Raw genomic sequence first — 25653 nt, forward strand, 5'->3', positions numbered from 1 at the left:
TTGCCTTGAGCAAATGGGTAATCCTCACGGCCCATTTCTCAAGGAGCGAGAGCATGCCAGTTGATCAGAGTACCGAAGCGTTACCCAATGCCGCCGACAAGGAGCAGCTGAAAACGATTGCCCCCGTCGTCGTGACAGCCTGCCCGGGCTTGAAAGAAGAGGCCCATGCGGTGGCCAGCGAAATCCTGAAGAAACACGGCATCACCGACCTAGACCCGGATCAGGTCTGGTGGCATCGGTTCGACAATGTCTCGGCCAGCAGCACCAAGGCCTTTCTGAGTTGGGAGCACGCCCCCAAACCCTGCGAATCATTGACCCTGACGCAGCTGGTCATCCACGGGTACCGCGTGACCGATCAAGACGACGCCCTCGAACTGAACAGTAATGGCGGGTTTTACACTGCAGATGCAAACGCCAGTATTTTCAATGAAACCAATGAAGTGCGGATGTACCCCAGCAAGGCCCTCACGGACCTGTGGGAGATGAACCTCAGTGATCGCTATCTGAACAAACTGAATGCTTTCTGGACGACACATTTCGATGACTTCCGGGCCCTGGCCAAATGTAACTACCTCAGCAAGGCCGTCGAGGCGCGGCAAAACGGTCAACTGGAGGAGGAAGATTTCCAGACCATCGTAAGGGCCGTCACCGGTGGCACGGCCTGGCCGATTACCCTGTCGGCCCTGCAAGCGCAAACCGCTACGCCTGAGGATCTTCGTGTCTGCGCCCTGGATGTCGCCGGGCATGTCGCCACCGATATTCTGCGCATTGTTGACCAAAAAGGTCGGCAGATCACTTACGTCCCCGGCGCCGCGCAGCCCTTCCACGTGCATCCGACACTGACGGACATGCACTGGTGGATCCTGCTTCAAATGAATGAAGAGCAGCCACGCACCGAGTTCATGACCCATTTCCCGCTGTCGGTCCGTAAAGAAGTCCACGACAACATCACCCCGCTGATGAACCAGCTGGTTGGCACCTGGGGCAAGTACGACCACCACTTGATCAATCAAAAAGACATCACCATCGACGGCGATGCCTTCACCTGGCAGAGCCGGGCAGTCCAGGGCACGATGCTGGAAGAGGTTGACCTGACACTGGTGACCCATGGACAGATGCGCAAACAGCTTTGGCTGGGCTACCTGACTGCCGGTCTGCATGTGTTTGGTCCATTGACCGTTCTGGGCTGGCCCATCGCATTGACGGTGATCGGGGCCAGTATCGCGGCGATGGGCTTGAACATCGACAAAGCAGTCAATGGCAAGACGGCGGCGGAACGCAAGGCCGGCGTCATCGGCGCGGTGCTCGACGGCATCAATGCCCTGTTCAACATCCCGCTGCTCAAGGAAGTCAGTGTATTGGAGGGCGCGGGAGCTTCGGTCGACGCAACCGAAGCGGCTGAGATGGCAGACCTGAGGGCCACCGGTCATCCGGATGAATCTGTCGATGCACAAGCCCCACAAGCGTCCGGTGATTCTCAGGGAATAATCCGTCAACTGGAAGAATTCACTCCGCTGCCGAAGGACTCCGGGCAAGCCATTGAAGTGCCAGAGCACTGGCAAAGCAATGAAATCCTGGAAAGCCAGACGCCTCTGGCCACGAGCGGAAAATTCCAGGGCATCTACTCGCTGGACTCCAACCCTTCCACCGCCATCATGATGAACGACCAGGCTTACTACGTTCGCTACGAAGCCGACATCAACGGCGGCGGCACATGGGCGATCATTGATCCGCAAAAGCCTCTCGCTTCTTCAGGTTCCATGCCTGTACGCCTGAATGCCGAGGGTGAATGGGAACTGGCGCCGAAAAGTGGGTTAAAGGGCGGCAGCAAAGACCTCGTCGAACCCGTTCCCGGATCCTCCACGGGATCCACCCAAGCCCGGCCACCGGCTGATTTGCTCCGACACCTGACGAAATACGACACTCCCAATGGGCGTTCGATGAACTTCCTGGCACTGGGCAAAAAAGAAACGCACGTCAAAATCGTCAACCTTCCCGACGGGACCATCAAAGGAGTCACTGTTTACGATGAGTTCGTCGCCCAACGGCGCACAGCACTGGTGAGAGATGCGCGCACATTCCATACCCCAAGGAATTTTTTCGCCTCGTTGCCCGCGCGTCCGGTACAGCCCGTCATCACGCCATCCACGACCGTCCCGGAACTCATTGAGAAGATATTCGATGTCGCGCCCGGGCTCGTCGTCGGTGAAAGTCAGGATCGCATTGCGAGCATGCGGTTCCTTATCGAAAACATGCCGACACTGGCAAAACAAGGCGTCAAGACGATCTACATGCACCGTCTGCTTAACGACTTCAGCCAAGTCGACCTGAACAAATTCGCCGAAACAGGAAAAATGGAAGGCATGTTGGGACTGTATTTGAAACAGCTTCAGAGCGATCCCGCCGGGCAGTTCACACCACTGGAAGTTGTGCGTACGGCCCAACAGTACGGCATTCGAATCCAGGCCACTGATTGCCTGGCAAGCTATCGGTACGAAGGCGCGTCCTTTGGCACCCTGTCGCAACAATCCATCAAGAACTACCTCACTCACACGATCATCCAGGCCAACGAAGCCTACAGCCCGGGAAAATGGGTGGTGCTGACCGGCCAGGAAAACACCAACACGTTCAGGGGCATTGCCGGCATCAGCGAAACGGAGGGGGGCATCGGTTTGCGGATCGAAGAAGTTCGTCCTGACCAGAGTCTGCACATCGAGATCGACCATGGCATCGAGGTGGGCCGTGACGTTCAGCCGCCACAACCGCAAATGAGCGGAGACTTTGATACTTTGTATGCCGACTTCAGCCTGGAAATGCCCACTCCAGTCATTCAACGAACACAGGAAGCACTCCTCCGGCTCTTGTACCGCCCAGGCATGTTCACCATCGAGCAATCAGAGGACTTCTGGACGTTGATCCATCGCAGCAGGACCGGCGTGATTGTGCGTACGATGATTGAGCGAACGGAGGGTGGCGGCTTTCTGATCAACCGTCCCGCGTGGACCGATCTGCATCAGGTCAACTTCCAGAATGTTGGCCTTCTTGCACGAGCACTCAACCGCATGGGCATGACACTCGAAGGCCGTCTGCCTGTGTAACCCAGTAGAACCTGATACGCAAAAGGCCCCGTGAACTTACGCTCACAGGGCCTTTCAGGTGTTACGGGCGATCAGTTGAAGCCGGGATCATTCCCACTCGATCGTCGCTGGCGGCTTGCTCGACACGTCGTAGGTGACGCGGGAGATGCCTTCGATTTCGTTGATGATCCGGCCGCTGACGGTTTCCAGCAGTTCGTAAGGCAGGTGTGCCCAACGCGCGGTCATGAAGTCGATGGTTTCCACGGCACGCAGGGCAACGACCCAGGCGTAACGACGGCCATCACCGACCACGCCAACCGATTTCACCGGTTGGAACACCACGAAGGCCTGGCTGACCTTATGGTACCAGTCAGCCTTGCGCAGTTCTTCGATGAAGATGTGGTCGGCACGACGCAGCAGGTCGGCGTATTCCTTCTTCACTTCACCGAGGATCCGCACGCCCAGGCCCGGGCCCGGGAACGGGTGACGGTAGACCATGTCGTACGGCAGGCCGAGTTCCAGGCCCAGACGACGGACTTCGTCCTTGAACAGCTCGCGCAGGGGTTCAACCAGCTTGAGGTTCATTTCTTCTGGCAGGCCACCCACGTTGTGGTGCGACTTGATCACGTGAGCCTTGCCGCTTTTTGCGCCAGCCGACTCTATTACGTCAGGGTAGATGGTGCCCTGGGCCAGGTACTTGATGTTGTCCAGTTCTTTGGACTGGGCATCGAATACGTCGATGAAGGTACGGCCGATGATTTTGCGCTTCTTCTCTGGGTCGCTTTCGCCTGCCAGATTGTCGAGGAACTGATCTTCAGCGTTGGCGCGGATCACCTTGACGCCCATGTTCTCGGCGAACATGGCCATCACTTGCTCGCCTTCGTGCAGACGCAGCAGGCCGTTGTCGACGAAGACGCAGGTCAGCTGGTCGCCGATGGCTTTGTGCAGCAGCGCGGCAACGACCGAGGAGTCAACGCCGCCGGACAGGCCGAGCAATACGTTGTCGGTGCCGACCTGAGCGCGGACCTGAGCGATGGCGTCTTCAGCAATCTTCGACGGTGTCCACAGCGCTTCACAGCCGCAGATGTCGAGGATGAAGCGCGACAGGATGCGGCCGCCCTGCTTGGTGTGGGTCACTTCCGGGTGGAACTGCACGCCGTAGTAGCCGCGAGCGTCGTCGAACATGCCGGCGATCGGGCAGCTCGGGGTGCTGGCCAGGATATGGAATTCCTGCGGCATCTTGGTGACTTTGTCACCGTGGCTCATCCACACGTCGAGGCCGAACAGGCCGTCCGCGTCGATGTGGTCTTCGATGCCGTCGAGCAGGCGGCTCTTGCCGACCACGTCGACACGGGCGTAACCGAACTCACGCAGTTCGGAACCTTCAACCTTGCCACCCAGTTGCTCGGCCATGGTCTGCATGCCGTAGCAGATGCCGAAGACCGGTACGCCCAGGTCAAACACCGCTTGCGGGCAGCGAGGGCTGTTGGCTTCGTGCACGGACTCGGGGCCGCCGGCGAGAATGATGCCTTTTGGAGCGAATTCGCGAATCGCGTCTTCATCCATATCGAACGGATGCAGTTCGCAGTACACGCCGATTTCACGCACGCGGCGGGCAATCAGTTGGGTGTACTGGGAACCGAAATCGAGGATCAGGATGCGGTGAGCGTGAATGTCGAGGGCCATGATTCAGTCTCGTCTAAGTAATTCAGAAACAGTCGTGATTCAGAAACAACTCGGGGCTGAATAAAACAGCCCCGGTTACTTAACTTTTGCTGGAAGCCTCAACCTACGCGGTAGTTTGGCGCTTCTTTGGTGATCTGTACGTCGTGAACGTGGGACTCGGCCATGCCGGCGCCGGTGATCCGCACGAACTCAGGCTTGGTGCGCATTTCTTCGATGTCGGCGCTGCCGGTGTAGCCCATCGAGGAACGCAGGCCGCCCATCAGTTGATGGATGATGGCGCTCAGGCTGCCCTTGTAAGGAACACGCCCTTCGATGCCTTCCGGAACCAGTTTCTCGGCGCCTGCCGAGGAGTCCTGGAAGTAACGGTCGGAGGAACCTTGAGCCTGGGACATGGCGCCCAGCGAACCCATGCCGCGGTAAGCCTTGTACGAGCGACCCTGGAACAGTTCGATCTCGCCTGGCGCTTCTTCAGTACCGGCGAACATCGAGCCCATCATCACGCAGGAAGCACCGGCTACGATGGCCTTGGACAGGTCACCGGAGAAACGGATGCCGCCGTCGGCGATCAACGGAACGCCTGTGCCTTCAAGGGCAGCGGCGACATTGGCGATGGCGCTGATTTGCGGTACGCCGACACCGGCGACGATACGGGTGGTGCAGATCGAGCCAGGGCCGATACCGACCTTGACCGCATCGGCGCCAGCTTCGGCCAGGGCCTTGGCGGCAGCGCCGGTGGCGATGTTGCCGCCGATGACCTGCACTTCAGGGAAGTTCTGCTTGACCCAGCGAACGCGGTCGATCACGCCTTTGGAGTGACCGTGTGCGGTGTCGACCACCACCACGTCTACGCCGGCATTGACCAAAGCAGCTACGCGGTCACCGGTGTCTTTACCGGTGCCGACGGCAGCGCCAACGCGCAGACGACCTTGATCGTCCTTGCTGGCCAGCGGATAAGCCTTGGCTTTTTCGATGTCGTTGACGGTCATCATGCCTTTGAGGGCAAATTTGTCGTCGACGATCAGGACGCGTTCGATGCGGTGCTTGTGCAGCAACTCGCGAACGTCGTTCTTGTCGGCGCCTTCCTTGACCGTGACCAGACGCTCTTTAGGTGTCATCACTTCGCGGACAGTGGCTTCCAGACGGTTCTCGAAACGCACGTCACGGGAAGTGACGATGCCGACCAGGTCGCCATTGTGTAAAACCGGAACGCCGGAGATGTTGTGCTGGCGGGTCAGTTCGAACAGTTCACGAACCGTGGCGTCGGCCTCGATAGTGATCGGGTCCTTGACCACACCGGCTTCGTAACGCTTGACCTTGCGGACTTCGGCAGCTTGCTGCTCGATGGTCATGTTCTTGTGGATGATGCCGATGCCACCTTCCTGAGCCATGGCAATTGCCAGACGGGCTTCAGTGACGGTGTCCATGGCGGCAGAAACCAGAGGAATATTCAGCTCGATGCCACGGGTTAGGCGGGTCTTGAGACTGACTTCGTTAGGAAGCACCTCGGAATAACCAGGCACTAGGAGAATGTCGTCGAATGTCAGAGCTTCTTGGCTGATACGCAGCATCGCGGGGGCTCCCGAGCGGGAAAATGGAAGCGCGCCATTATAGTCAGACACCCCCTCGGGTTCAATGTAAAACTCTGTCTATTATCGATGCGGGTGATCGACGGGGGTCTGGAACGCAAATCCTGTAGGAGCGAGGCTTGGTCTGGGCGGCATTCCGACGAAGGCGTCATCACTGACGCTAAAAGCTTCGCGGGCAAGCCTCGCTCCTACGGTTTCGGTTTCGGTTTCGGTTTCGGTTTCGGTTTCGGTTACAACTCGACTTTCACCCAACTGACGGGCTGATCCAGCCAATCGGCAAACTCATCGATAAAGCTCTGCTTGAACCCGGCCTCGGCCCAGTTGTTGAAGATGAACCCCAGGTTGGAAAAACCGCATTCCTGCAGGAAAAGAAACCCGTTGATGTCGTCTTCATGCCCGCATTCCGGGCAGGTGAAGTTATCGGTACGACCCGGCATCCAGTCTTCCAGGCTATCGAACAGCGCTTCGCCGACTTCCTTGCGGCACTCGGCGCAGCCCGCCTCCTCCAGGAATCCCTTGGCCGGCGTATAGATGCAACGCTTGGTGATGATCTCCAGGCCATTGATCGGTTCACTGAACGGCAGCGCTTGCGGATGCAACACCACCGCGCGGGCACCGTCGGCGATGGCGTGGGCCATGCGGTTACCGGTACGACCACAGGTGGTCAGCTCTTCCTTGATGATGTTCTTGCGCACCAGCCAGCGCACAACCGCCCGGGCCCGTGGTTCGTGCACCGGCAGCGTAGAGATTTTCGGGACGATGATGCTTTGCGAATTCATGGTGCAAGCCTACTGCGTCAAATGGATGTTTCTGCGGCGTACCGGCTGACGCTTTCGCGGGCAAGTCGGATCGCCGCACCGCTCGCTCCTACAGGACTGGTGGCGTTCGAAAAATTTGTGTCAGTCCTGTAGGAGCGAGGCTTGCCCGCGAAGGCGTCGGAGCGGCCGGCAGCTTAATCCCTGACGAAATCCGGTCAAGTACTCAAATAACGCCCGATCAAGGCAACCCCGCTCGCCAGCACCAACCAGGTCACCAGCCGCACGAACGTCTCGCGGGACAATCTCATGGTCAACCACCGGCCGATCCACAACCCCAATGCCATGGCCGGCAATAAACACAACGCCAATACCAACAAGGGTAGCTCGGCATAGACACCTGCGACGGCAAACAGACTCAGGCGCACCACGGCGCTGCAACTGATCAGTGCACTCTGGGTTGCCCGTGCCGCCTCTTTCGGTAACCGACTGTTCAAATAGATCGCATATAAAAAGCCGCCACTGCCAAACAACGCCCCGAACATTCCGCCCACCGTCCCCATCGGCACGGCCCAACCGGCGGACAATTGCGTCGGCCGGGTTTTGACCCACAAGCTGTAAATCGCATAGGCGCTGATAAACAGCCCCATCAACAGCAACAACACATCGGATTTTAGATTCAGCAGAAAGATCACCCCCAGCGTGCAGCCCACCGCCATGCAGGGCAGCAGCCGCAGTAACTCGGGTTTCGCCACCTCCCGCCGCGAAGGCAGCAGATTGCCGAAAGCTGCGACGAAATCCAGCAACACCAGTAACGGCACAATCTTCGACAGCGGCATGAACAGAATCAGAATCGGCCCCGCCACCAACGCGGTACCAAACCCGGCGATGCCAAACACGATGTAGGCCAGGGCGATGCCTAATCCGATCACCAGCCAATCCGTGGCGCCGAATGGCCATTGGCTCAACAACTCAAGCACATTCATCTGTACAGCTTCCTTGAATACCTGAGATGACTTTAGCCAGCGTCGAGTCTTGCGACTAATATCTTCAAAGCCACCCACCCCTCTCAAAAAGGCATGCCTGGTGCTTTCAACCCGCCAATTGCGTTACTTCGTGGAAATCGCCGACTGCGGGAGTTTCAGCGCCGCCGCCGAACGACTGTTCATCGCTCAGTCAGCCCTGAGCCGGCAAATAAAGGCCATGGAAAGCCGGCTGCAAACGCCGTTGTTCGAGCGCACCGCACGCCTGCCCCGACTGACAGCGGCCGGTGAAGCCTTCCTGCCCCGGGCCCGAAACCTGCTGAACGAACTGACCAAAGCCAGTGAGATGGCCACCCAAGTCGGCAACGGAGAACTCGGCACCTTGCGCCTCAGCCATTCCAGCACCGTGCCCATGAGTGGCCGCCTGCTGCGAGGCATCAGCGACTATCTGGATCAGCATGTCGGCGTGTCCATGGACATCTCAAAGCTGTCTTCCGAAGCGCAACTTGAAGCGTTGGCCGACAATCGACTGGATGTCGGACTGCTGCGCCTGCCGGTTTTGCGCCAGCGTGAAGGCGTGCAGATTGTTCCTTTGTATAGCGAACGATTGCTGCTGGCCGTTCCCCCCAATCATCGGCTGGCTGTGGATAAGTCCACTCAGGGCATCGATCTGGCGCAGTTGAAGGATGAGGCGTTTATCTCCATTCCTCATCCTCAGCGCGGCGGGTTGAGTTACCTGTCTGCCGAGTTGTGCATGCGTCAGGGATTCTTCCCGAAAGCAGCGCGGGTGGTGTCGCGCAAAACCACGCAACTGCAATTGATTCAGGCCGGGTTCGGCATTGCGCTGCTGCCGGAATCGATGCGGGACATTGCGCCGCCCGACATCCACTTCCTGCCCTTGGCCGATCCGGATTGCCACAGCACCGTCGCCCTAGCCTGCAAGCAAAATCCCACCACATTGGTCCAACACTTCATCAAAACCTGCGCGGATCATTGTGGGAGCGGGCTTGCTCGCGAATGCGGCGTGTCAGTCGACATTGATGTTGAAGGTTAAACCGCTTTCGCGAGCAAGTCGGATCGCCGCACCGCCGCTCCCACAAGGGGATTTGCGTTGGCTCATGGAGATTCGCATGCGAATGCCTTTAAACTGCGCCCCATGATTAAAGATCCCTTTGCAAGACTCGGCCTGGACCGTGAAGTCCTGACTGTCAGCCAGCTCAACGGCCGTGCGCGGGTGTTGCTTGAAGACGTGTTCAGCAACATCTGGGTCGAAGGCGAAATCTCCAACCTCGCCCGTCCGGCGTCCGGCCATGTGTATTTCACCCTCAAGGACAGCGGTGCCCAGGTGCGTTGCGCGTTGTTCCGGCAGAACGCGGCACGGGTTCGTCAGGCGTTGAAAGACGGTCTGGCGGTCAAGGTGCGCGGCAAGGTTTCGCTGTTCGAGGGCCGTGGCGACTATCAGCTGATCCTCGATACCGTGGAGCCGGCCGGTGACGGTGCGCTGCGTCTGGCGTTCGATGCGTTGAAGGAAAAACTCAGCGCCGAAGGTCTGTTCAGTGCCGAACGCAAAGTTCCGCTGCCGGCGCATCCGCAACGCATCGGCATCATCAGCTCGCCGACTGGCGCGGTGATTCGCGACATCATCAGTGTATTTCGCCGCCGCGCGCCGCAGATCCAGTTGACGCTGATCCCGACCGCTGTGCAGGGCCGCGAAGCCACTGCGCAGATCGTCCGCGCGCTGAAACTGGCGGACGCCCGTGGTTTTGATGCGCTGATCCTAGCCCGTGGCGGCGGTTCGCTGGAAGACCTCTGGTGTTTCAACGAAGAAGCCGTGGCCCGCGCCGTGGATGCCTGCGTGACACCGATTGTCAGCGCCGTCGGCCATGAAACCGACGTGTCGATCAGCGACTTCGTGGCCGACGTTCGCGCCCCGACGCCTTCCGCCGCCGCCGAACTGCTCGCGCCGGATTCCAGCGATCTGGTCCGTCGGGTCGAAAGCCTGCATCGACGTCTGGTGATGCGCATCCGCGACCGTTTGATGCGTGATCGACTGCGCCTGGAAGGCATGTCTCGTCGCCTTCGTCATCCCGGCGAACGTCTGCGCCAGCAAGCGCAACGCCTTGATGACCTGGACATGCGCATGCGCCGCGCGTTCGAACGCAGCCTCAATACCCGCCGCGAACGGCTGATCCGTTTGGAAACCCGCCTCGCCGGGCAACATCCCGGTCGGCAACTGGCGATGCTTCGTCAGCGCCTCGACAGCTTCGCCGAGCGCCTGCCGCGTGCCATGCGCGATGGCCTCAAGTCCCGTCGTCTGCAGCTGCAAAGTCAGGTGCAGACGCTGCAGGTGGTCAGCCCACTCGCGACGCTGGCCCGTGGCTACAGCATTTTGCTGGATGAACGCGGCAACGCGATTCGCAGCGCCGAGCAAACCCACACCGGTCAGCGGCTGAAAGCCAAACTGGGCGACGGCGAACTGCAAGTCCGGGTCGAAGACAATCACCTGACGCCTGTCACCCTTTCTTTACTGGATTGATCCATGCCGCGTTTTTTAGCTCCGCTGCTGTTGTTGTGCCTGACCTTCAATGCCCACGCCGACAGTTACATCACACGCCTGCTGAACAAACCGGTGCCGGGCGGCGTGGCCGTGGTGGATCTGGGCACTGCTGCCCTGGCGCCAAAAGCCAGTTATCAAGGCAAACCGGTGCTGGTGGTCAAGGAACAAAGCAATTGGCTGGCGATTGTCGGCGTGCCGTTGACGGTTAAACGGGGCACGCAACAGGTCAGCAGCGGTGGTCGTAATCTGAGTTTCACGGTCGGCAACAAGAAGTACCCGGAACAGCACATCACCCTGAAGAACACGCAGCAGGTCAATCCGAACCCGGAGAATCTGAAGCGTATCGAAGGCGAACTGGCCGAGCAGATCGCTGCCTACCGCACTTTCACCCCGAACACCCCGAGCAACCTGCTGCTGGACAAACCGGTCAACGGGCCGCTGTCGAGCAAGTTCGGCGTGCGCCGGTTCTTTAATGGTGAGGAACGCAATCCCCACTCAGGCCTGGATTTCGCTGTGGGTGCCGGCACACCGATCAAGACACCGGCCGCGGGCAAGGTGATTTTGATCGGCAACTACTTTTTCAACGGCAATACGGTGTTTGTCGACCATGGGCAGGGCTTTATCAGCATGTTCTGCCATATGTCGAAGATTGATGTGAAGGTGGGGCAGCAGCTGGCGCGTGGTGGAGTGGTCGGGAAGGTTGGCGCCACCGGGCGGGCGACCGGGCCGCATATGCACTGGAATGTCAGTTTGAATGATGCGCGGGTTGATCCAGCCATCTTTATAGGTGCATTTCAGCCTTAGTTGTTGCGTATGACTACTGGCCTCTTCGCGGGCAAGCCTCGCTCCTACGGATATGGGTCGTGCCCAAATCGTGTGATCACCCAATATCTGTAGGAGCGAGGCTTGCCCGCGAAGGCGATCTCAAGGACGCGGCTCATTCAGCCTCCAGGTCCTCAATCCCATGGACCTCCCGGTCCGCCAGACAATGGTTGACCCAGGTTTGAGTGTCTTCCGAGAAACCAGCCAACTCTTCAGCCGTAATCAACTCGCGGGCACACAACCCCAGCAAGTGAGAGCGGGCCTCATGGCGTGAGAACCTGAAAACGCCAAACGCCCAATACAGCTCCTTTTGGCCGGCCTTCAGCAGTTCTTCGCTGGCTTCTATCCGGTCATAAGGCGCCAGGCTTGTGTCCAGAACCGTACGCTCGACCTCCTCCATGATCCGAATGCACATCCGTTCATGCGCCTTCGGGCGCAGCGCACTGTAAAGCTTCCAATCCGACTCGTTCATTGCCGACTCCTGCATTCCAGTCGTCTGGTTGAGGCTTTAAGAATAGCTGCACCCACCGAGACAAGACCGCCAACTTTCAATTGCGCAACGCTCAAACCTCGCGCAAGCATAAAAACAATCACGGCCACTCGAAGCAATAAAATCGCGGTATAAGCGCTTTTTCGAGTATTCCTCTCAATTTTTTTCGACTGCTTGCCATCCTCAACCACGGCGGTTAGGGTTGAAGGCATGAAAACCTCGCACACCCTCATTCAGCTTCGCCAGCACCGCAGCCTGTGCCTCGTCAGCGCACGACTGCCAGGCTGAATCGCGGTGCCTTGCCCCAAGCCTTTCCCAAGAACAGTTGATCCACCGGCAGGCCGCCTTTTTTCGGCCCACACAATAAGGATTTCCCGATGAGCATGCTCAAAGACCCGTCTTCGAAATACCGCGCGTTCCCGACCATCGATATCCCGGACCGCACCTGGCCATCGAAGACCATCACCGCAGCGCCGATCTGGTGCAGCTCCGACCTTCGTGACGGCAACCAGTCGCTGATCGAGCCAATGGACGCGGTCAAGAAGTTGCGCTTCTGGAAAACCCTAGTGCAGGTCGGTGTGAAAGAGATTGAAGCTTCGTTCCCGGCCGCTTCGCAAACCGACTTCGACTTCGTGCGTACCTTGATCGAAGGCAACCACATCCCGGACGACACCACCATTCAGGTGCTGACCCAAGGCCGTGAAGACCTCATCGAGCGTACCTTCGAATCCCTGCGTGGGGCGAAGAAAGCCATCGTTCACCTGTACAACGCGACCTCCCCGTCCTTCCGCCGCATTGTCTTCAACCAGGATAAGGACGGCGTCAAGGCCATCGCGGTGAACGCGGCCAAGTTGTTCGTCAAATACGCGGCCCAGCAGCCGAACACCGAGTGGACCTTCGAATACTCACCGGAAACCTTCAGCGCGACCGAACTCGAATTCGCCAAGGAAGTCTGCGACGCTGTCATCGAAGTCTGGAACCCGACACCTGAGCACAAGGTGATCCTCAACCTGCCAGCCACCGTCGAATGCGCGACCCCGAACATCTATGCCGACCAGATCGAGTGGTTCGGCCGTCACATCAACCGTCGTGACAGCGTGATCATCAGCCTGCACACCCACAACGACCGTGGCACGGGCGTTGCCGCTACCGAACTGGGCCTGATGGCCGGCGCCGACCGTGTCGAAGGCTGCCTGTTCGGCAACGGCGAGCGTACCGGTAACGTCGATCTCGTGACTGTGGCGCTGAACCTCTACACCCAGGGCATTCACCCTGAGCTGGACTTCTCCGACATCGACGGCGTGCGCAAAGTCGTCGAAGAGTGCAACCAGATCCAGGTGCACCCTCGTCACCCGTACGTCGGCGACCTGGTTCACACCGCGTTCTCCGGCTCGCACCAGGATGCGATCCGCAAGGGCTTCGCCCAGCAGAAACCGGACGAATTGTGGGAAGTGCCGTACTTGCCGATCGACCCGGCCGACATCGGCCGCAGCTACGAGGCGGTGATCCGCGTCAACAGCCAGTCGGGCAAGGGCGGGATCGCCTACCTGCTGGAACAGGAATACGGCATCAGCTTGCCGCGTCGCATGCAGATCGAGTTCAGCCAGGTCGTTCAACGTGAAACCGATCGCCTGGGCCTTGAGATGACCGCCCAGCAGATCCACGCCTTGCTGCACAGCGAGTATCTGCAGGCCAACACCCCGTATGCGCTGGTCAGCCATCGCCTGCAGGAAGAGAACGGTCACAGCGCCGTGGAAGTGGAAGTCTCGGGCAAAGGTCAGGGCGAAACCAACCTGCACTGGCGCGGCAAGGGCAACGGCGCGCTGGAAGCCCTGGTCGCCGGTCTGCCGATTCCCGTGGAAATCATGGACTACAACGAACACGCGATCGGCGCGGGCACCAACGCCAAGGCGGCGGCCTACATTGAACTGCGCGTGAACGGAGAACGTGCGGTGCACGGCGTGGGTATCGATGAAAACATCACCACCGCGAGCTTCAAGGCCCTGTTCAGCGCGCTGAACCGCTCCCTGAGCCAGCCGGAAGCGAAAGCGGCGTAAGCGTTCGCTGCAATGCAAAAGGCCCCGGGGTGAGAACCTCGGGGCCTTTTTGTTTGCCTGTATTTTTTGTGTCGCCTGTCATGGCCTCTTCGCGAGCAAGCCCGCTCCCACATTAGATCTGTGTGAATACAACTCCACTGTGGGAGCGGGCTTGCTCGCGAAGGGGCCAGTTCAGGCAGCGAAATCTCAGGTGAACTCGAACGTATCGGCATCCAGGTTCGCCGGAAAGCGTGTTCGATAAGCCTGAAGATCTGCCGCATTCAGAACGACCTGAAACACGCCATCGGCTTCGCCTGCACTGAGTAATGTCTCCCCCTGGAAATCCAGCACTTGGCTGTCGCCAGTATAGGCAAACCCCTTTCCGTCAGTACCAACGCGATTCACCGCCGCCACGTAGCAAAGGTTTTCGATCGCCCGCGCTGGCAGCAAGCGGTTCCAGTGCTGACGCCGTGCCCCCGGCCAGTTGGCGGTGTAGAGCAGCAAGTCGGTGTCCTGTGCATCGCGGCTCCAGACCGGGAAACGCAAGTCGTAGCAAATCAGCGGCCGCACTCGCCAGCCCTTGAGTTCGAACTGCACCTGGCGCTCGCCGGGCGTGTAGTGGTTGTGCTCGCCGGCCATGCGAAACAGATGACGTTTGTCGTAGTGCCAGACTTCCCCGTCCGGCCGCGCCCACAGCAGTCGATTGCGGTGGCTGCCATCGGCAGCCTGGACGATGACGCTGCCGGTGATCACCGCGTTGAATTTTGCCGCCTGGACGCGCAGCCATTTGCTGGTCGGACCGTTTTCCGCTTCGGCGAGGGTTTCCGATTCCATGGAAAAACCGGTGGTGAACATCTCCGGCAGAATGATCAGATCCGCCCCGCGAGCCTGCTCAAGCAATTGCTCGAAATGCTCCAGGTTGGCCTGGCGGTCATGCCAGGCCAGGGTGGTCTGGATCAGCGCGACATTCAGATTGGGCAGAGCACTCAGATCACGCATAGTTTTGCCGCTGCTTCACGCAACGTCTCCTCGCGTTTGGCGAAGCACAAGCGCACCAGGCGCTGGCCCTCGGGGGGTGTCTGGTAGAACACCGAGATCGGGATGCTCGCCACGCCATGTTCACGGGTCATCCACAGCGCCATTTCGACGTCATTGAGGTCCGGGCGAATCTGCGAATAATCGACCAGCTGGAAATACGTGCCGGTCACCCGCTGAAAGCTGAAACGCGACGGCGCCAGCAGATCGCAGAACAGATCGCGCTTGGTCTGGTAGAAACCCGGCAGCTCTTCGACGTGTTCAGGATGTTCGGCCATGAAGTCGGCCAAGGCGTATTGCAGCGGTGTCACGCCGCAGAAACTGACGTACTGGTGCACCTTGCGCAGCTCGGCGGTGAGCGCTGGCGGGGCGACCACGTAGCCGGTTTTCCAACCGGTGACGTGGTAGGTCTTGCCGAAGGAACTGACCACGAAGGCGCGTTGATACAGCTCTTGGTGATTGAGCACGCTGACGTGAGGCACACCATCGAAGACCAGGTGTTCGTAGACTTCGTCGCTGACGATGCAGATGTCGCGATCCCGAATCAACGCCGCCAATTGATCCAGTTCGGCACGACTGATCAGCGCGCCACTCGGGTTATGCGGGGCGTTGAGAACGATCATCCGCGTGCGCGGCGTAATCGCTTCGGCAAGCTTCTCGAAGTCGATGGCAAAGTCATTCAGACCGAGTTGCACATGCACGCAACGACCACCCGCCAGTTCAACCGACGGCTCGTAACTGTCGTAGCACGGATCGAACACGATCACTTCGTCGCCGCTGTGGATAACCGCCTGAATCGCACAAAAGATCGCCTGGGTGGCGCCGGGCGTGATGGTCACTTCGTTGTCGGCATCGACATTGACGCCGTAGCTGCGAGCGATCTTCGCCGCCACTTGCTGACGCAGCGCCGGCAGACCGGTCATCGGTGAGTATTGGTTGTGGCCACTGGCGATGTGCCGACCGACCGCATCGCACAGGGCTTGCGGGGCATCGAAATCGGGAAAACCCTGGGACAGGTTGATCGCCCCGGTTTGCGCCGCAAGCTGAGACATCTGAGTGAAGATAGTGATGCCGACATTCGGCAGCTTACTGGTGATCATCGGTGATTCCCTGCTCTACACCCGGCTCTAACGGCGGCGCGGGAGAGCCCGAGGATAGCCCATCCGGCGCCCATAAAAAAAGGGCGCCAACCGGCGCCCTTCTCTATTTCGATCGTTCCCACGCTCTGCGTGGGAATGCATCCCGTGACGCTCTGCGTCACAGACGCGGTGGACGCGGAGCGTCCATGGCGGCATTCCCACGCAGAGCGTGGGAACGATCATCGGCAGTCGTGAATCAGCGCTTGTCGCGGCGCTTCTTGTCGGCTTTCTTGTGGTGCGACATCATGCGACGCTTCTTGTTGACCTGACGGTCGGTGAGCGAGGTCTTGTTGCCTTCGTACGGGTTCTCGCCGCCCTTGAACTCGATACGGATCGGCGTACCGACCAGTTTGAGCACACGACGGTAAGTGTTTTCCAGGTAACGAACGTAGGACTTCGGCACCTTCTCGATCTGGTTACCGTGAATCACGATGATCGGCGGGTTAGCACCACCCAAGTGGGCATAACGCAGCTTGATCCGGCGGTTGTTGACCATCGGTGGCGCGTGCTCACCCACCGCATCTTCCAGAATCGTGGTCAGGCGGTTGGTTGGCCAGCGAGTGACCGCGGACTTGAACGAGTTCTGTACGGAGGCGTAGAGGTTGCCCACGCCCGTGCCGTGCAGGGCCGAGATGAAGTGGATGTCGGCGTAGTCGACGAAGAACAGTCGACGTTGCAGCTCGACCTTCACGAAGTCACGCTCGCTCGGCGTCATGCCGTCCCATTTGTTGATCGCGATGACCAGCGCACGACCCGACTCAATGGCAAAGCCCAGCAGGTTGAGGTCGTGGTCCACCACGCCTTCGCGGGCGTCCATCACGAAGATCACCACGTTGGCGTCTTTGATCGCTTGCAAGGTTTTGACCACGGAGAATTTTTCAACTTCTTCGTGGATCTTGCCGCGCTTGCGCACACCGGCGGTGTCGATCAGCGTGTACTTCTCGTCGTTACGCTCGAACGGGATGTAGATGCTGTCGCGGGTGGTGCCGGGCTCGTCATAGACGATTACCCGGTCTTCACCGAGCATGCGATTGACCAGGGTCGACTTGCCGACGTTTGGACGGCCGATGATAGCGATCTTGATCCCGTCTTTTTCGCTTGGGCCAGGAATGCGCTTGGCTTCCTCGCCTTCGGCAACGATCTCTTCCTCGCCTTCTTCCAGCTCGTCATCGTCTTTCGGGAAGTCGCTCAGGGCGATTTCCAGCATCTGGGTGATGCCGCGACCATGAGCACCGGCGATCGGGATCGCGTGGCCCATGCCCAACGGGGCGAATTCGGCGCGGGCCATTTCAGGGTCGATGTTGTCGACCTTGTTGGCAACCACGTAAGAACGCTTGTTACGTTTGCGCAAATGCTCGGCGATCATCTGGTCGGCGGCGGTGAAACCGGCCTTGGCATCTACCAGGAACAGAACGACATCGGCTTCTTCAATGGCCAGCAGCGACTGCTCGGCCATTTTTTCGTCCATACCGTGCTCGTCACCGGAGATACCGCCGGTGTCGACCAGAATGTAGGAACGCCCTTGCCACTTGGCCTCACCGTATTGGCGATCACGGGTCAGACCGGACAAGTCGCCGACTATGGCGTCGCGAGTCCTGGTCAGGCGGTTGAACAAGGTGGACTTGCCGACGTTCGGTCGGCCCACCAGGGCGATTACGGGAACCATGCGGCTCTCCACTTCGTTATTTCAGAAAATACAAAAGCCGCTGCGAGGCAGCGGCTGGTGCTCGGGGCAGCGCCTGTGAGCGCTGCGAGCCCCGCAGAACGGGGCCGCTTGGGGAACTAACCCCAAGCATAGTCAAACCTTTACTTAATGGTCAGGGCTTCCAGTTTGCCGCTGTTGCCATACAGATAAATCGTGTCACCCACCACCAGCGGACGGGCACGCAGGCCGTCGCTGTCGATGCGCTCGCGGCCGACGAAACGACCGTCAACCTGGCTCAGCAGATGCAGGTAACCTTCCATATCACCGACTGCAACATAGCTGGAGAACACTTCCGGAGCCGACAGTTGACGACGGGCCAGCGAATCGTTGCTCCACAAAGCCGTGGTGGAACGTTCGTCGACGCCTTCAACGGTGCCCGAAGATAGGCTCACATAAACGTTGCCGAAACCCTGAGCGACGCCGGCATAGCTGGAAGCATCACGCTGCCAGAGCTGACGACCGCTTTCCAGGTCCAGTGCCGCAACGCGACCCTGGTAGCTGGCGACGTACAGGGTACCGCCGGACAGCAGCAAGCCACCGTCGATATCGACCACACGTTCCAGTTCCGAACGTCCTTGTGGAATCGCAACACGTTGTTCCCACACCGGCACGCCGTTGGAAATATCGAGAGCGACCACTTTACCGGTCGACAGGCCAGCCACCGCGAGGCGGTTGGTGACGATCGGTGCGCTGGTGCCGCGCAGGGTCAGGACCGCAGGGGTGCTGTCATACAACCAGCGCTGGTTGCCGGTGGCGGCATCCAGACCGATCAGACGGTCATCCTGAGTCTGAACCACAACCACGTCACCGTTGTTGGCCGGCGGTGCGAGGACTTCGCTGGACACGCGAGCGCGCCATTTCTCTTCACCGTTGATCGCGTCCAGGGCAACGATTTCGCCCTTGATGGTGCCGAACATGACCAGACCGTAACCCACGCCGACGGCGCCGGAAACAGGCAGTTCAAGGTCCTTCTTCCATTTGACGTCGCCGTTGCTGCGATCCAGCGCCATCACCACACCAGTGACGTCGGCGGCATAAATGGTATCGCCTTCGATCGCCGGAACCAGCATGTTGTAGGTTTCGCCCTGACCGTCACCGATCGAACGACTCCACTGCTTTTGCAGAACCACTTCTTCTTTGAAGTCGGTCAACTCGGCCGGTGGCAGTTCTTTTTTGCTGTTGCTGCTGCAACCCGCGGCCAAAATGGCCAGAGCCAGCAATGCTGCATGTTTCCAACGAATCACGTCACGCATCCCCTTTGGCCAGGTCGTCCAGCTTGATTTGTAGGCCACCGACCGCCGCTTCATCCGACAGTGCCGCCTTGGCTTTTTGATACGCCGCGTTTGCTTCGTCGGTACGACCCAACTGCACCAGCAGGTCACCCTTGAGCTCTTCGCGAGTGGCCAGGAACGCCTTGTCGGCATCACCTTCGAGCAGCTTCAGGGCTTCATCGACCTTGTTCTGCGCGGCCAGCACCTGCGCCAGACGCTGACGGGCAATTTCGCCCAGCGCCGGGTTGGCAGGTTTGTCGGTAATGGCTTTCAGCTCGGTGGCTGCGTCGTCCAGCTTGCCGCTGTCGACCGCGACTTTCGCCACGAACAGGCTGCCGTATTGCGCGTAAGCGGTGCCGCCGAACTCGCTGTTGAGCTTGCCGGCCAAGTCCGAAACACGGGCGGCATCAGGCTTGCCGTCAGGCGTCAGCGTGGTTTCCAGCAATTGCTGATAGAGAATCGAGGCGCCTTGCGACTGATTGCTCTGATACTTTTGAAAAGCCTGCCAGCCGAACACGATGACCAGCGCCAACAGGCCGCCAGTGACCAGGGGCTTGCCGTTGCGTGTCCACCAGTCCTTCAAATCCGCCAGGTTTTCGTCTTCGGTACTCGACACCCCAATACTCCTTAATCGCTAAATCGGCTGTTTATGACAGCTTCAACCCTGCACGACGCAGGTGGCCAGGTGTGCAGCAAGCGCATCCCAGGCAATGCTTTGTTGTTCGCCCTGGCCACGCAGGGGTTTGAAACCTACCACTTGCTGGGCCATTTCATCGTCACCGAGGATCAGCGCATACAGCGCACCGCTCTTGTCGGCCTTCTTGAACTGGCTTTTGAAGCTGCCGGCGCCGGCATTGACTTGCAGGCGCAGGTTGGGCAATTGATCACGAACCTTCTCACTCAACGTCAGGGCCGCCAGTTCGGCGGCCTCACCGAATGCGCAGAGATAGACGTCGACCTGACGGGAAATCTCTTCCGGGATCTGCTCCAGAGTTTCCAGAAGCAGCACCAGACGCTCGATGCCCATGGCGAAACCAACGCCCGTTGTCGGCTTACCGCCCATCTGTTCCACCAGACCGTCGTAACGACCGCCGGCACATACGGTGCCCTGGGCGCCCAACTTGTCGGTGACCCATTCGAAAACGGTCTTGCTGTAGTAATCCAGCCCGCGAACCAGCTTCGGGTTGATCACGTAAGGAATACCGGCGGCGTCCAGACGAGCCTTGAGGCCCTCGAAGTGCACACGGGATTCTTCGTCGAGGTAGTCGGCCATTTTCGGCGCGTCGGCCAGGATTGCTTGAGTGTCGGCGTTCTTGGTATCCAGAACCCGCAGCGGATTGGTCTTCAGACGGCGTTGGCTGTCTTCGTCCAGCTTGTCCAGGTGGGCCGAGAGGAACTCGACCAGCGCTTCGCGATAACGACCACGGGACTCGGCGGTGCCCAGGCTGTTGAGCTCAAGCTTGACCGCGTCACGGATACCCAGCTCGCCCCACAGGCGCCAGGTCAGCACGATCAGTTCGGCGTCAATGTCCGGCCCGTCGAGGTTGAACACCTCGACACCGATCTGATGGAACTGGCGATAACGGCCTTTCTGCGGACGTTCGTGACGGAACATCGGGCCGATGTACCAGAGTTTCTGCACCTGACCACCGCCGGTGATGCCGTGTTCGAGCACCGCACGCACGCAAGCCGCTGTGCCTTCAGGGCGCAGGGTCAGCGAATCGCCGTTGCGGTCGTCGAAGGTGTACATCTCTTTTTCGACGATGTCGGTCACTTCACCGATGGAGCGCTTGAACAGCTCGGTGAACTCCACGATCGGCATGCGGATCTGCTTGTAACCGTAGTTATCCAGCAGACGCGAGACGGCACCCTCGAAATGACGCCACAGGGGAGTCTGTTCGGGCAGGATGTCGTTCATGCCACGTATGGCTTGCAGAGACTTGCTCACTATAAATCCTTAAATTCGTTCGGCTCTTCAGTCGGGCTCAGCCGCGGACGATTACTGCCGCGTCGGCTTCGACCTTTTCGGCCGCTTTCTGGCGGATCAAGCGTTCAAGCTCATCCACCAGATTTTCATTCGTCAGTTTCTGCGACGGCTTGCCGTCGATGTAAATCAGGTTTGGCGTGCCGCCGGTCAAGCCGATATGGGCTTCCTTGGCTTCGCCCGGCCCGTTGACTACGCAACCGATGACCGCGACATCCAGCGGCACCAGCAGATCTTCAAGGCGCCCTTCCAGCTCGTTCATGGTCTTGACCACATCGAAGTTCTGCCGCGAGCAGCTCGGGCAGGCGATGAAGTTGATGCCACGGGAACGCAGGTGCAGGGATTTGAGAATGTCGTAGCCGACTTTCACTTCCTCGACCGGGTCGGCCGCCAACGAGATGCGAATAGTATCGCCAATCCCTTCGGCGAGCAGCATACCGAGGCCCACGGCGGATTTCACTGTACCTGAACGCAAACCACCGGCTTCAGTGATGCCCAAGTGCAGCGGCTGGACGATTTCCTTGGCCAGCAGGCGGTAGGCGGCGACGGCCATGAACACGTCGGAGGCCTTCACGCTGACCTTGAAGTCCTGGAAATTCAGGCGTTCGAGGTGCTCGACGTGACGCAAGGCAGACTCGACCAACGCTGCCGGGGTCGGCTCGCCGTATTTCTTTTGCAGGTCTTTTTCCAGGGAACCGGCGTTGACGCCGATGCGGATCGGGATCCCGCGATCGCGGGCGGCATCGACCACCGCGCGCACGCGGTCTTCACGACCGATGTTGCCCGGGTTGATCCGCAGGCAGTCAACGCCCAGTTCGGCTACGCGCAGCGCAATCTTGTAGTCGAAGTGGATGTCGGCAACCAACGGCACCTTGACCAGTTTCTTGATCTTGCCGAAGGCTTCGGCGGCGTCCATGTCCGGCACGGAAATGCGCACGATATCGACGCCAGCCGCTTCCAGACGATTGATCTGGGCCACGGTGGCGGCCACGTCGTTGGTGTCGCTGTTGGTCATGCTCTGAACAGCGATGGGCGCATCGCCGCCAACAGGCACGTTACCGACCCAGATCTTGCGGGATTCGCGACGTTTGATTGGAGATTCGCCGTGCATGACTTATTGACCCAACTTCAGGCGAGCAGTCTCGCCACTGGTGAACGGAGCGACATCGACCGCCTGCCCGTTGTAGCTGACCTGCGCGCCACGGGCGAAGCCCAGACGTACGGAAAACGGCGGCTTGCCGCTGACGGAAACATTTTCGCCTTTACGCTTGAGGCCACTCAACAGCACCTTGCCGGTGCCATCGGTTACCTGGGTCCAGCAATCGGCGGTGAACTGCAGTTGAACCTGGCCTTGGCCGGCCACTGGAGCAGCTGCCACTGGAGCGGGAATGGTCGGAGTGACCGACGCGCTTGCAGGCGGGGTCGACACAACAGGGGCAGTCGGAGCAGGTGCTACGGGAGTCGCGACAACGGGCGCAGCGCTGTGCGCCGGTACAGCAGGCGCTGGGGCAGCGGGTGCAGTCGGAGCGGCGACAGGCGCAGTAGCTTCAGCTTCGGCCGGTGCTTCAGTCGACGTCTCGGCTTGCGGCAACGCAAGCGCGGTGGCGCCTTCAGTCTGACCTTCCGCGACGGCCTGGTCTTCCGGCTCGTCCAGCGGATGAATCTGGGTGGTGCCATCGGCGCCTTCGACTTCAACGTGCTCCGGGCTGAGGCCGATCAAGTCTTTGGTGCGCAAGGAGGTTTGATCCTGCCACCAGATAAAACCACCGCCAATCACTGCAATCAGTAACAGCAGGCTGACAATGCGCAAAATAGTGTGGGAAACCCGAACCGGTTCTTCGATACGCCCCAGGCTGTGGACATTGCTGCCCTGGGAGTCGGTGCCGGTGGATTGGTCGAACTGCTGGACCAGAACGGTCTGGTCCATGCCCAACAACTTGGCGTACGCGCGAATATAACCGCGAGCAAAGGTGTGCCCCGGCAGCTTGTCGAACGCGCCGGCTTCCAGATTGCTCAAGGAATTAACGGTGAGGTTGAGCTTGAGGGCCACTTCGGCCAGCGACCAGCCATTGCTTTCGCGGGCCTGGCGCAAAGTTTCACCGGGGTTAACGCGATTCGCTGCTACAACTTCGGGATGCGCCGCTTTCATCATTGCTCCGACAGGTATTGCTGATATTCCGGCGTACCGGGATAGAGTCGTTTTAGTTGCAGGCCAAAACTGGCGGCCTTGTCGCGATCTTCAAACACTTTTGCCAGCCGAACGCCGAGCAATAGACTACGTGCATTTTGCTCGGTGAGCAGGCTAAAACGGTCGTAATAGTCACGCGCGGGCACATAATGCCTGTCTTCCAAGGACAACTCAGCCATTTCCAGCAATGCACGCGGTTGTTGGCGGTTCAAACGCAGGGCTTTTTCCAGTTGCTGCTGAGCCAGATCACGCTGACCCAGCTTCGAAGCGGTCATGCCCAGGTTCTCGAACACCCGCGAACGCTCAGGATACAGGGTATCGGCGGCCGCCTGTTCAAAGCGCTCGTAGGCCTCTTTGTAACGTTTTTCTTCGTAAAGAAAGCTGCCGTAGTTATTCAGGATTCGCGCATCGTTGGGACGGGAAGACAGTGCCTTGCGAAAGTGCTGGTCGGCGAGTTCAGGTTCCATTTCAGCCTGAAACACCAGCCCGAGCGCCGCATTGGCATCCGGATCCGAGTCATCCAGATCCAGGGCCTTCCTCAACGGCACTTTTGCCCGCTCGGTCATGCCTTGCTGCAAGTATCCCAAGCCCAGTTGCACGTAGGCCGTACGCGCCTCATCGCGCCCTTTGCTGGTCTTCATCGGGTTGAAATCGCCCGACAGGACGCAACCAGCACACAGGCTGGCCAACAGCAAAAGCAGCGCGAAGCGCAGGGACATAGAGATCCTCTCTTGATTTATTTCGCGGCGTTTTGCGCCATATCGTTCTCAGCGCTCAATTCGCGCACGGCGATATAACGTTCGCTGCGACGGGTGCGATCCAGCACCTGCCCTACCAATTGGCCACACGCGGCATCGATGTCTTCACCGCGGGTGGTGCGTACGGTGACGTTGAAGCCTGCATGGTGAAGCTGATCCTGGAAACGGCGAATCGCGTTGTTGCTCGGGCGCTCGTAACCGGAATGCGGGAACGGGTTGAACGGAATCAGGTTGATCTTGCACGGAATGTTCTTGAGCAACTCGATCATCTCGACGGCATGTTCAACCTTGTCGTTAATGTCCTTGAGCAAGGTGTACTCGATGGTCAGCACGCGCTTTTCGCCCAGGGACGACATGTAGCGCTGGCACGACTCGAGCAGCATCTTAAGCGGATATTTCTTGTTGATCGGCACCAATTGGTTACGCAATGCGTCGTTTGGTGCGTGCAGGGACAACGCCAGGGAGACGTCGATGTGCTTGGACAGCTCATCGATCATCGGCACCACGCCCGAAGTGGACAGGGTCACGCGGCGCTTGGAGATCCCGTAGCCCAGGTCATCCATCATCAGATGCATGGCAGCCACGACGTTGTCGAAGTTCAGCAGCGGCTCACCCATGCCCATCATCACCACGTTGGTGATGGCACGGTCGGCGGTCGCCGGGATGCTGCCGAACGATTTATTGGCAATCCACACCTGGCCGATGACTTCGGCGGCGGTGAGGTTGCTGTTGAAACCTTGCTTGCCAGTGGAGCAGAAACTGCAATCCAGGGCACAGCCTGCCTGGGACGAAACGCACAGAGTGCCGCGTTTGCCCTGGGGAATGTACACGGTCTCGACGCAGCTACCGGACGCCACGCGCACCACCCATTTACGGGTGCCGTCGGTGGAAATGTCCTCGCTGACCACTTCGGGGCCGCGGACTTCAGCAATGACCTTGAGCTTGTCGCGCAAGGCCTTGCTGACGTTCGTCATGGCGTCGAAATCATCGACGCCAAGGTGGTGAATCCATTTCATTACCTGACCGGCACGGAAACGCTTCTCCCCGATTGAGTCGAAGAATTTTTCCATTTCCAGCTGAGTCAGACCCAGCAGGTTAGTTTTAACAGTCGATGTAGTCATGGATTCACCTTCACTCAAAAGCCAATGCTTAGCGAGTGGTTACTTCAGTAGCTGCGAAGAAGTACGAGATTTCGCGAGCAGCAGCGGCTTCGGAGTCCGAACCGTGTACAGCGTTGGCGTCGATGGAATCAGCGAAGTCAGCACGGATGGTGCCGGCAGCAGCTTCTTTAGGGTTGGTAGCGCCCATCAGCTCACGGTTAAGAGCGATAGCGTTTTCGCCTTCCAGAACCTGAACGACAACCGGACCGGAGATCATGAAAGCAACCAGGTCGCCGAAGAAACCACGAGCGCTGTGCTCAGCGTAGAAGCCTTCAGCTTCAGCTTTGGACAGTTGCTTCAATTTCGAAGCTACAACGCGCAGGCCTGCTTTTTCGAAACGAGTGGTGATCTCGCCGATGACGTTTTTTGCAACAGCGTCAGGCTTGATGATGGAGAAAGTACGTTGAACAGCCATGGTGTA

22 protein-coding genes are annotated in these 25653 nt (G+C 59.2%); 5 read left to right on the forward strand and 17 right to left on the reverse strand.

The window, feature by feature from the left end:
- Positions 1-53 precede the first annotated feature (53 nt).
- Positions 54-3098 carry a membrane-targeted effector domain-containing toxin gene (locus ACYZTM_RS09315; protein WP_461988298.1) on the forward strand — a complete coding sequence of 1015 codons (3045 nt, stop codon included), beginning with the start codon at positions 54-56 and terminating at the stop codon, positions 3096-3098.
- An 87-nt stretch (positions 3099-3185) separates the two neighbouring features.
- Here the strand turns inward: ACYZTM_RS09315 and guaA are convergent, their stop codons facing one another.
- From guaA to ACYZTM_RS09335, 4 genes are all read right to left on the reverse strand, one after another.
- Positions 3186-4763 (reverse strand): glutamine-hydrolyzing GMP synthase, encoded by a 1578-nt coding sequence (gene guaA, locus ACYZTM_RS09320; RefSeq protein WP_131059363.1) that lies wholly within the window; start codon positions 4761-4763, stop codon positions 3186-3188.
- A 98-nt stretch (positions 4764-4861) separates the two neighbouring features.
- A complete protein-coding gene (gene guaB / locus ACYZTM_RS09325; protein WP_109634587.1) occupies positions 4862-6331 on the reverse strand; it encodes an IMP dehydrogenase in 1470 nt (489 codons plus the stop codon).
- A gap of 248 nt (positions 6332-6579) precedes the next feature.
- On the reverse strand, positions 6580-7128 hold the full coding sequence (locus tag ACYZTM_RS09330; RefSeq protein WP_461988300.1) for a sugar ABC transporter ATPase: 549 nt from the start codon (positions 7126-7128) through the stop codon (positions 6580-6582).
- Between the two features lie 194 nt (positions 7129-7322).
- Complete coding sequence (locus ACYZTM_RS09335) at positions 7323-8090, reverse strand: sulfite exporter TauE/SafE family protein (RefSeq protein WP_461988302.1); 768 nt, start codon at positions 8088-8090, stop codon at positions 7323-7325.
- A gap of 100 nt (positions 8091-8190) precedes the next feature.
- On the opposite strand from ACYZTM_RS09335, the gene ACYZTM_RS09340 reads away from it, so the two are divergent.
- The 3 genes from ACYZTM_RS09340 (at position 8191) to ACYZTM_RS09350 (ending at position 11448) form a co-directional block, all read left to right on the forward strand.
- Positions 8191-9141: a LysR family transcriptional regulator gene (locus ACYZTM_RS09340; RefSeq protein ID WP_461988304.1), complete on the forward strand. Its 951-nt coding sequence runs from the start codon at positions 8191-8193 to the stop codon at positions 9139-9141.
- A 102-nt stretch (positions 9142-9243) separates the two neighbouring features.
- Positions 9244-10623, forward strand: coding sequence for an exodeoxyribonuclease VII large subunit (gene xseA, locus ACYZTM_RS09345; RefSeq protein ID WP_461988306.1), 1380 nt, complete (start codon positions 9244-9246; stop codon positions 10621-10623).
- A 3-nt stretch (positions 10624-10626) separates the two neighbouring features.
- Positions 10627-11448 (forward strand): peptidoglycan DD-metalloendopeptidase family protein, encoded by an 822-nt coding sequence (locus ACYZTM_RS09350; protein WP_461988308.1) that lies wholly within the window; start codon positions 10627-10629, stop codon positions 11446-11448.
- A gap of 133 nt (positions 11449-11581) precedes the next feature.
- On the opposite strand, the gene ACYZTM_RS09355 is transcribed toward ACYZTM_RS09350, so the two are convergent.
- Both ACYZTM_RS09355 and ACYZTM_RS09360 read right to left on the reverse strand, forming a co-directional pair.
- The gene (locus tag ACYZTM_RS09355; RefSeq protein WP_131059369.1) at positions 11582-11938 is read right to left on the reverse strand and encodes a hypothetical protein; all 357 of its coding nucleotides are present in this window, start codon (positions 11936-11938) and stop codon (positions 11582-11584) included.
- On the reverse strand, positions 11935-12168 hold the full coding sequence (locus tag ACYZTM_RS09360; RefSeq protein ID WP_461988310.1) for a hypothetical protein: 234 nt from the start codon (positions 12166-12168) through the stop codon (positions 11935-11937). The genes ACYZTM_RS09355 and ACYZTM_RS09360 overlap by 4 nt, the downstream gene beginning before the upstream one ends.
- Positions 12169-12333: 165 nt before the next feature.
- On the opposite strand from ACYZTM_RS09360, the gene leuA reads away from it, so the two are divergent.
- On the forward strand, positions 12334-14013 hold the full coding sequence (gene leuA / locus ACYZTM_RS09365; protein ID WP_131059371.1) for a 2-isopropylmalate synthase: 1680 nt from the start codon (positions 12334-12336) through the stop codon (positions 14011-14013).
- Positions 14014-14199: 186 nt separating this feature from the next.
- Here the strand turns inward: leuA and ACYZTM_RS09370 are convergent, their stop codons facing one another.
- From ACYZTM_RS09370 to ndk, 11 genes are all read right to left on the reverse strand, one after another.
- A complete protein-coding gene (locus tag ACYZTM_RS09370) occupies positions 14200-14991 on the reverse strand; it encodes an amidohydrolase (RefSeq protein ID WP_461988312.1) in 792 nt (263 codons plus the stop codon).
- Positions 14979-16127 carry a pyridoxal phosphate-dependent aminotransferase gene (locus ACYZTM_RS09375; protein ID WP_131059373.1) on the reverse strand — a complete coding sequence of 383 codons (1149 nt, stop codon included), beginning with the start codon at positions 16125-16127 and terminating at the stop codon, positions 14979-14981. Before ACYZTM_RS09375 ends, ACYZTM_RS09370 begins: the two co-directional genes overlap by 13 nt.
- A gap of 235 nt (positions 16128-16362) precedes the next feature.
- Positions 16363-17832: a ribosome biogenesis GTPase Der gene (der, locus tag ACYZTM_RS09380; RefSeq protein WP_008147761.1), complete on the reverse strand. Its 1470-nt coding sequence runs from the start codon at positions 17830-17832 to the stop codon at positions 16363-16365.
- Between the two features lie 140 nt (positions 17833-17972).
- On the reverse strand, positions 17973-19124 hold the full coding sequence (bamB, locus tag ACYZTM_RS09385; RefSeq protein WP_131059374.1) for an outer membrane protein assembly factor BamB: 1152 nt from the start codon (positions 19122-19124) through the stop codon (positions 17973-17975).
- Positions 19117-19758, reverse strand: a complete 642-nt coding sequence (locus ACYZTM_RS09390) for a tetratricopeptide repeat protein (protein ID WP_131059375.1) — start codon at positions 19756-19758, stop codon at positions 19117-19119. The genes bamB and ACYZTM_RS09390 overlap by 8 nt, the downstream gene beginning before the upstream one ends.
- Positions 19759-19800: 42 nt before the next feature.
- Positions 19801-21090: a histidine--tRNA ligase gene (hisS, locus tag ACYZTM_RS09395; protein ID WP_131059376.1), complete on the reverse strand. Its 1290-nt coding sequence runs from the start codon at positions 21088-21090 to the stop codon at positions 19801-19803.
- A 37-nt stretch (positions 21091-21127) separates the two neighbouring features.
- Positions 21128-22237: a flavodoxin-dependent (E)-4-hydroxy-3-methylbut-2-enyl-diphosphate synthase gene (gene ispG, locus ACYZTM_RS09400; protein ID WP_461988316.1), complete on the reverse strand. Its 1110-nt coding sequence runs from the start codon at positions 22235-22237 to the stop codon at positions 21128-21130.
- A gap of 3 nt (positions 22238-22240) precedes the next feature.
- Positions 22241-23275 carry a RodZ domain-containing protein gene (locus ACYZTM_RS09405; RefSeq protein ID WP_461988318.1) on the reverse strand — a complete coding sequence of 345 codons (1035 nt, stop codon included), beginning with the start codon at positions 23273-23275 and terminating at the stop codon, positions 22241-22243.
- A complete protein-coding gene (pilW, locus tag ACYZTM_RS09410) occupies positions 23275-24033 on the reverse strand; it encodes a type IV pilus biogenesis/stability protein PilW (protein WP_461988320.1) in 759 nt (252 codons plus the stop codon). Before pilW ends, ACYZTM_RS09405 begins: the two co-directional genes overlap by 1 nt.
- 17 nt (positions 24034-24050) lie before the next feature.
- Entirely contained in the window at positions 24051-25193 is a 1143-nt protein-coding gene (gene rlmN / locus ACYZTM_RS09415) for a dual-specificity RNA methyltransferase RlmN (RefSeq protein ID WP_054045377.1), read from the reverse strand.
- 28 nt (positions 25194-25221) lie between these two features.
- Entirely contained in the window at positions 25222-25647 is a 426-nt protein-coding gene (gene ndk / locus ACYZTM_RS09420; RefSeq protein ID WP_007916882.1) for a nucleoside-diphosphate kinase, read from the reverse strand.
- Positions 25648-25653: the final 6 nt, after the last annotated feature.

The organism is Pseudomonas sp. MDT2-39-1 (assembly GCF_054898085.1).

Excerpts from the sequence above, each read along its gene's own strand:
- ACYZTM_RS09315 (WP_461988298.1), top strand. The coding sequence starts at position 54 with ATGCCAGTTGATCAGAGTACCGAAGCGTTACCCAATGCCGCCGACAAG.
- guaA (WP_131059363.1), bottom strand. The coding sequence starts at position 4,763 with ATGGCCCTCGACATTCACGCTCACCGCATCCTGATCCTCGATTTCGGT.
- guaB (WP_109634587.1), bottom strand. The coding sequence starts at position 6,331 with ATGCTGCGTATCAGCCAAGAAGCTCTGACATTCGACGACATTCTCCTA.
- ACYZTM_RS09330 (WP_461988300.1), bottom strand. The coding sequence starts at position 7,128 with ATGAATTCGCAAAGCATCATCGTCCCGAAAATCTCTACGCTGCCGGTG.
- ACYZTM_RS09335 (WP_461988302.1), bottom strand. The coding sequence starts at position 8,090 with ATGAATGTGCTTGAGTTGTTGAGCCAATGGCCATTCGGCGCCACGGAT.
- xseA (WP_461988306.1), top strand. The coding sequence starts at position 9,244 with ATGATTAAAGATCCCTTTGCAAGACTCGGCCTGGACCGTGAAGTCCTG.
- ACYZTM_RS09350 (WP_461988308.1), top strand. The coding sequence starts at position 10,627 with ATGCCGCGTTTTTTAGCTCCGCTGCTGTTGTTGTGCCTGACCTTCAAT.
- ACYZTM_RS09355 (WP_131059369.1), bottom strand. The coding sequence starts at position 11,938 with ATGAACGAGTCGGATTGGAAGCTTTACAGTGCGCTGCGCCCGAAGGCG.
- ACYZTM_RS09360 (WP_461988310.1), bottom strand. The coding sequence starts at position 12,168 with ATGCCTTCAACCCTAACCGCCGTGGTTGAGGATGGCAAGCAGTCGAAA.
- leuA (WP_131059371.1), top strand. The coding sequence starts at position 12,334 with ATGAGCATGCTCAAAGACCCGTCTTCGAAATACCGCGCGTTCCCGACC.
- ACYZTM_RS09370 (WP_461988312.1), bottom strand. The coding sequence starts at position 14,991 with ATGCGTGATCTGAGTGCTCTGCCCAATCTGAATGTCGCGCTGATCCAG.
- ACYZTM_RS09375 (WP_131059373.1), bottom strand. The coding sequence starts at position 16,127 with ATGATCACCAGTAAGCTGCCGAATGTCGGCATCACTATCTTCACTCAG.
- der (WP_008147761.1), bottom strand. The coding sequence starts at position 17,832 with ATGGTTCCCGTAATCGCCCTGGTGGGCCGACCGAACGTCGGCAAGTCC.
- bamB (WP_131059374.1), bottom strand. The coding sequence starts at position 19,124 with ATGCGTGACGTGATTCGTTGGAAACATGCAGCATTGCTGGCTCTGGCC.
- ispG (WP_461988316.1), bottom strand. The coding sequence starts at position 22,237 with ATGCACGGCGAATCTCCAATCAAACGTCGCGAATCCCGCAAGATCTGG.
- ACYZTM_RS09405 (WP_461988318.1), bottom strand. The coding sequence starts at position 23,275 with ATGAAAGCGGCGCATCCCGAAGTTGTAGCAGCGAATCGCGTTAACCCC.
- pilW (WP_461988320.1), bottom strand. The coding sequence starts at position 24,033 with ATGTCCCTGCGCTTCGCGCTGCTTTTGCTGTTGGCCAGCCTGTGTGCT.
- rlmN (WP_054045377.1), bottom strand. The coding sequence starts at position 25,193 with ATGACTACATCGACTGTTAAAACTAACCTGCTGGGTCTGACTCAGCTG.
- ndk (WP_007916882.1), bottom strand. The coding sequence starts at position 25,647 with ATGGCTGTTCAACGTACTTTCTCCATCATCAAGCCTGACGCTGTTGCA.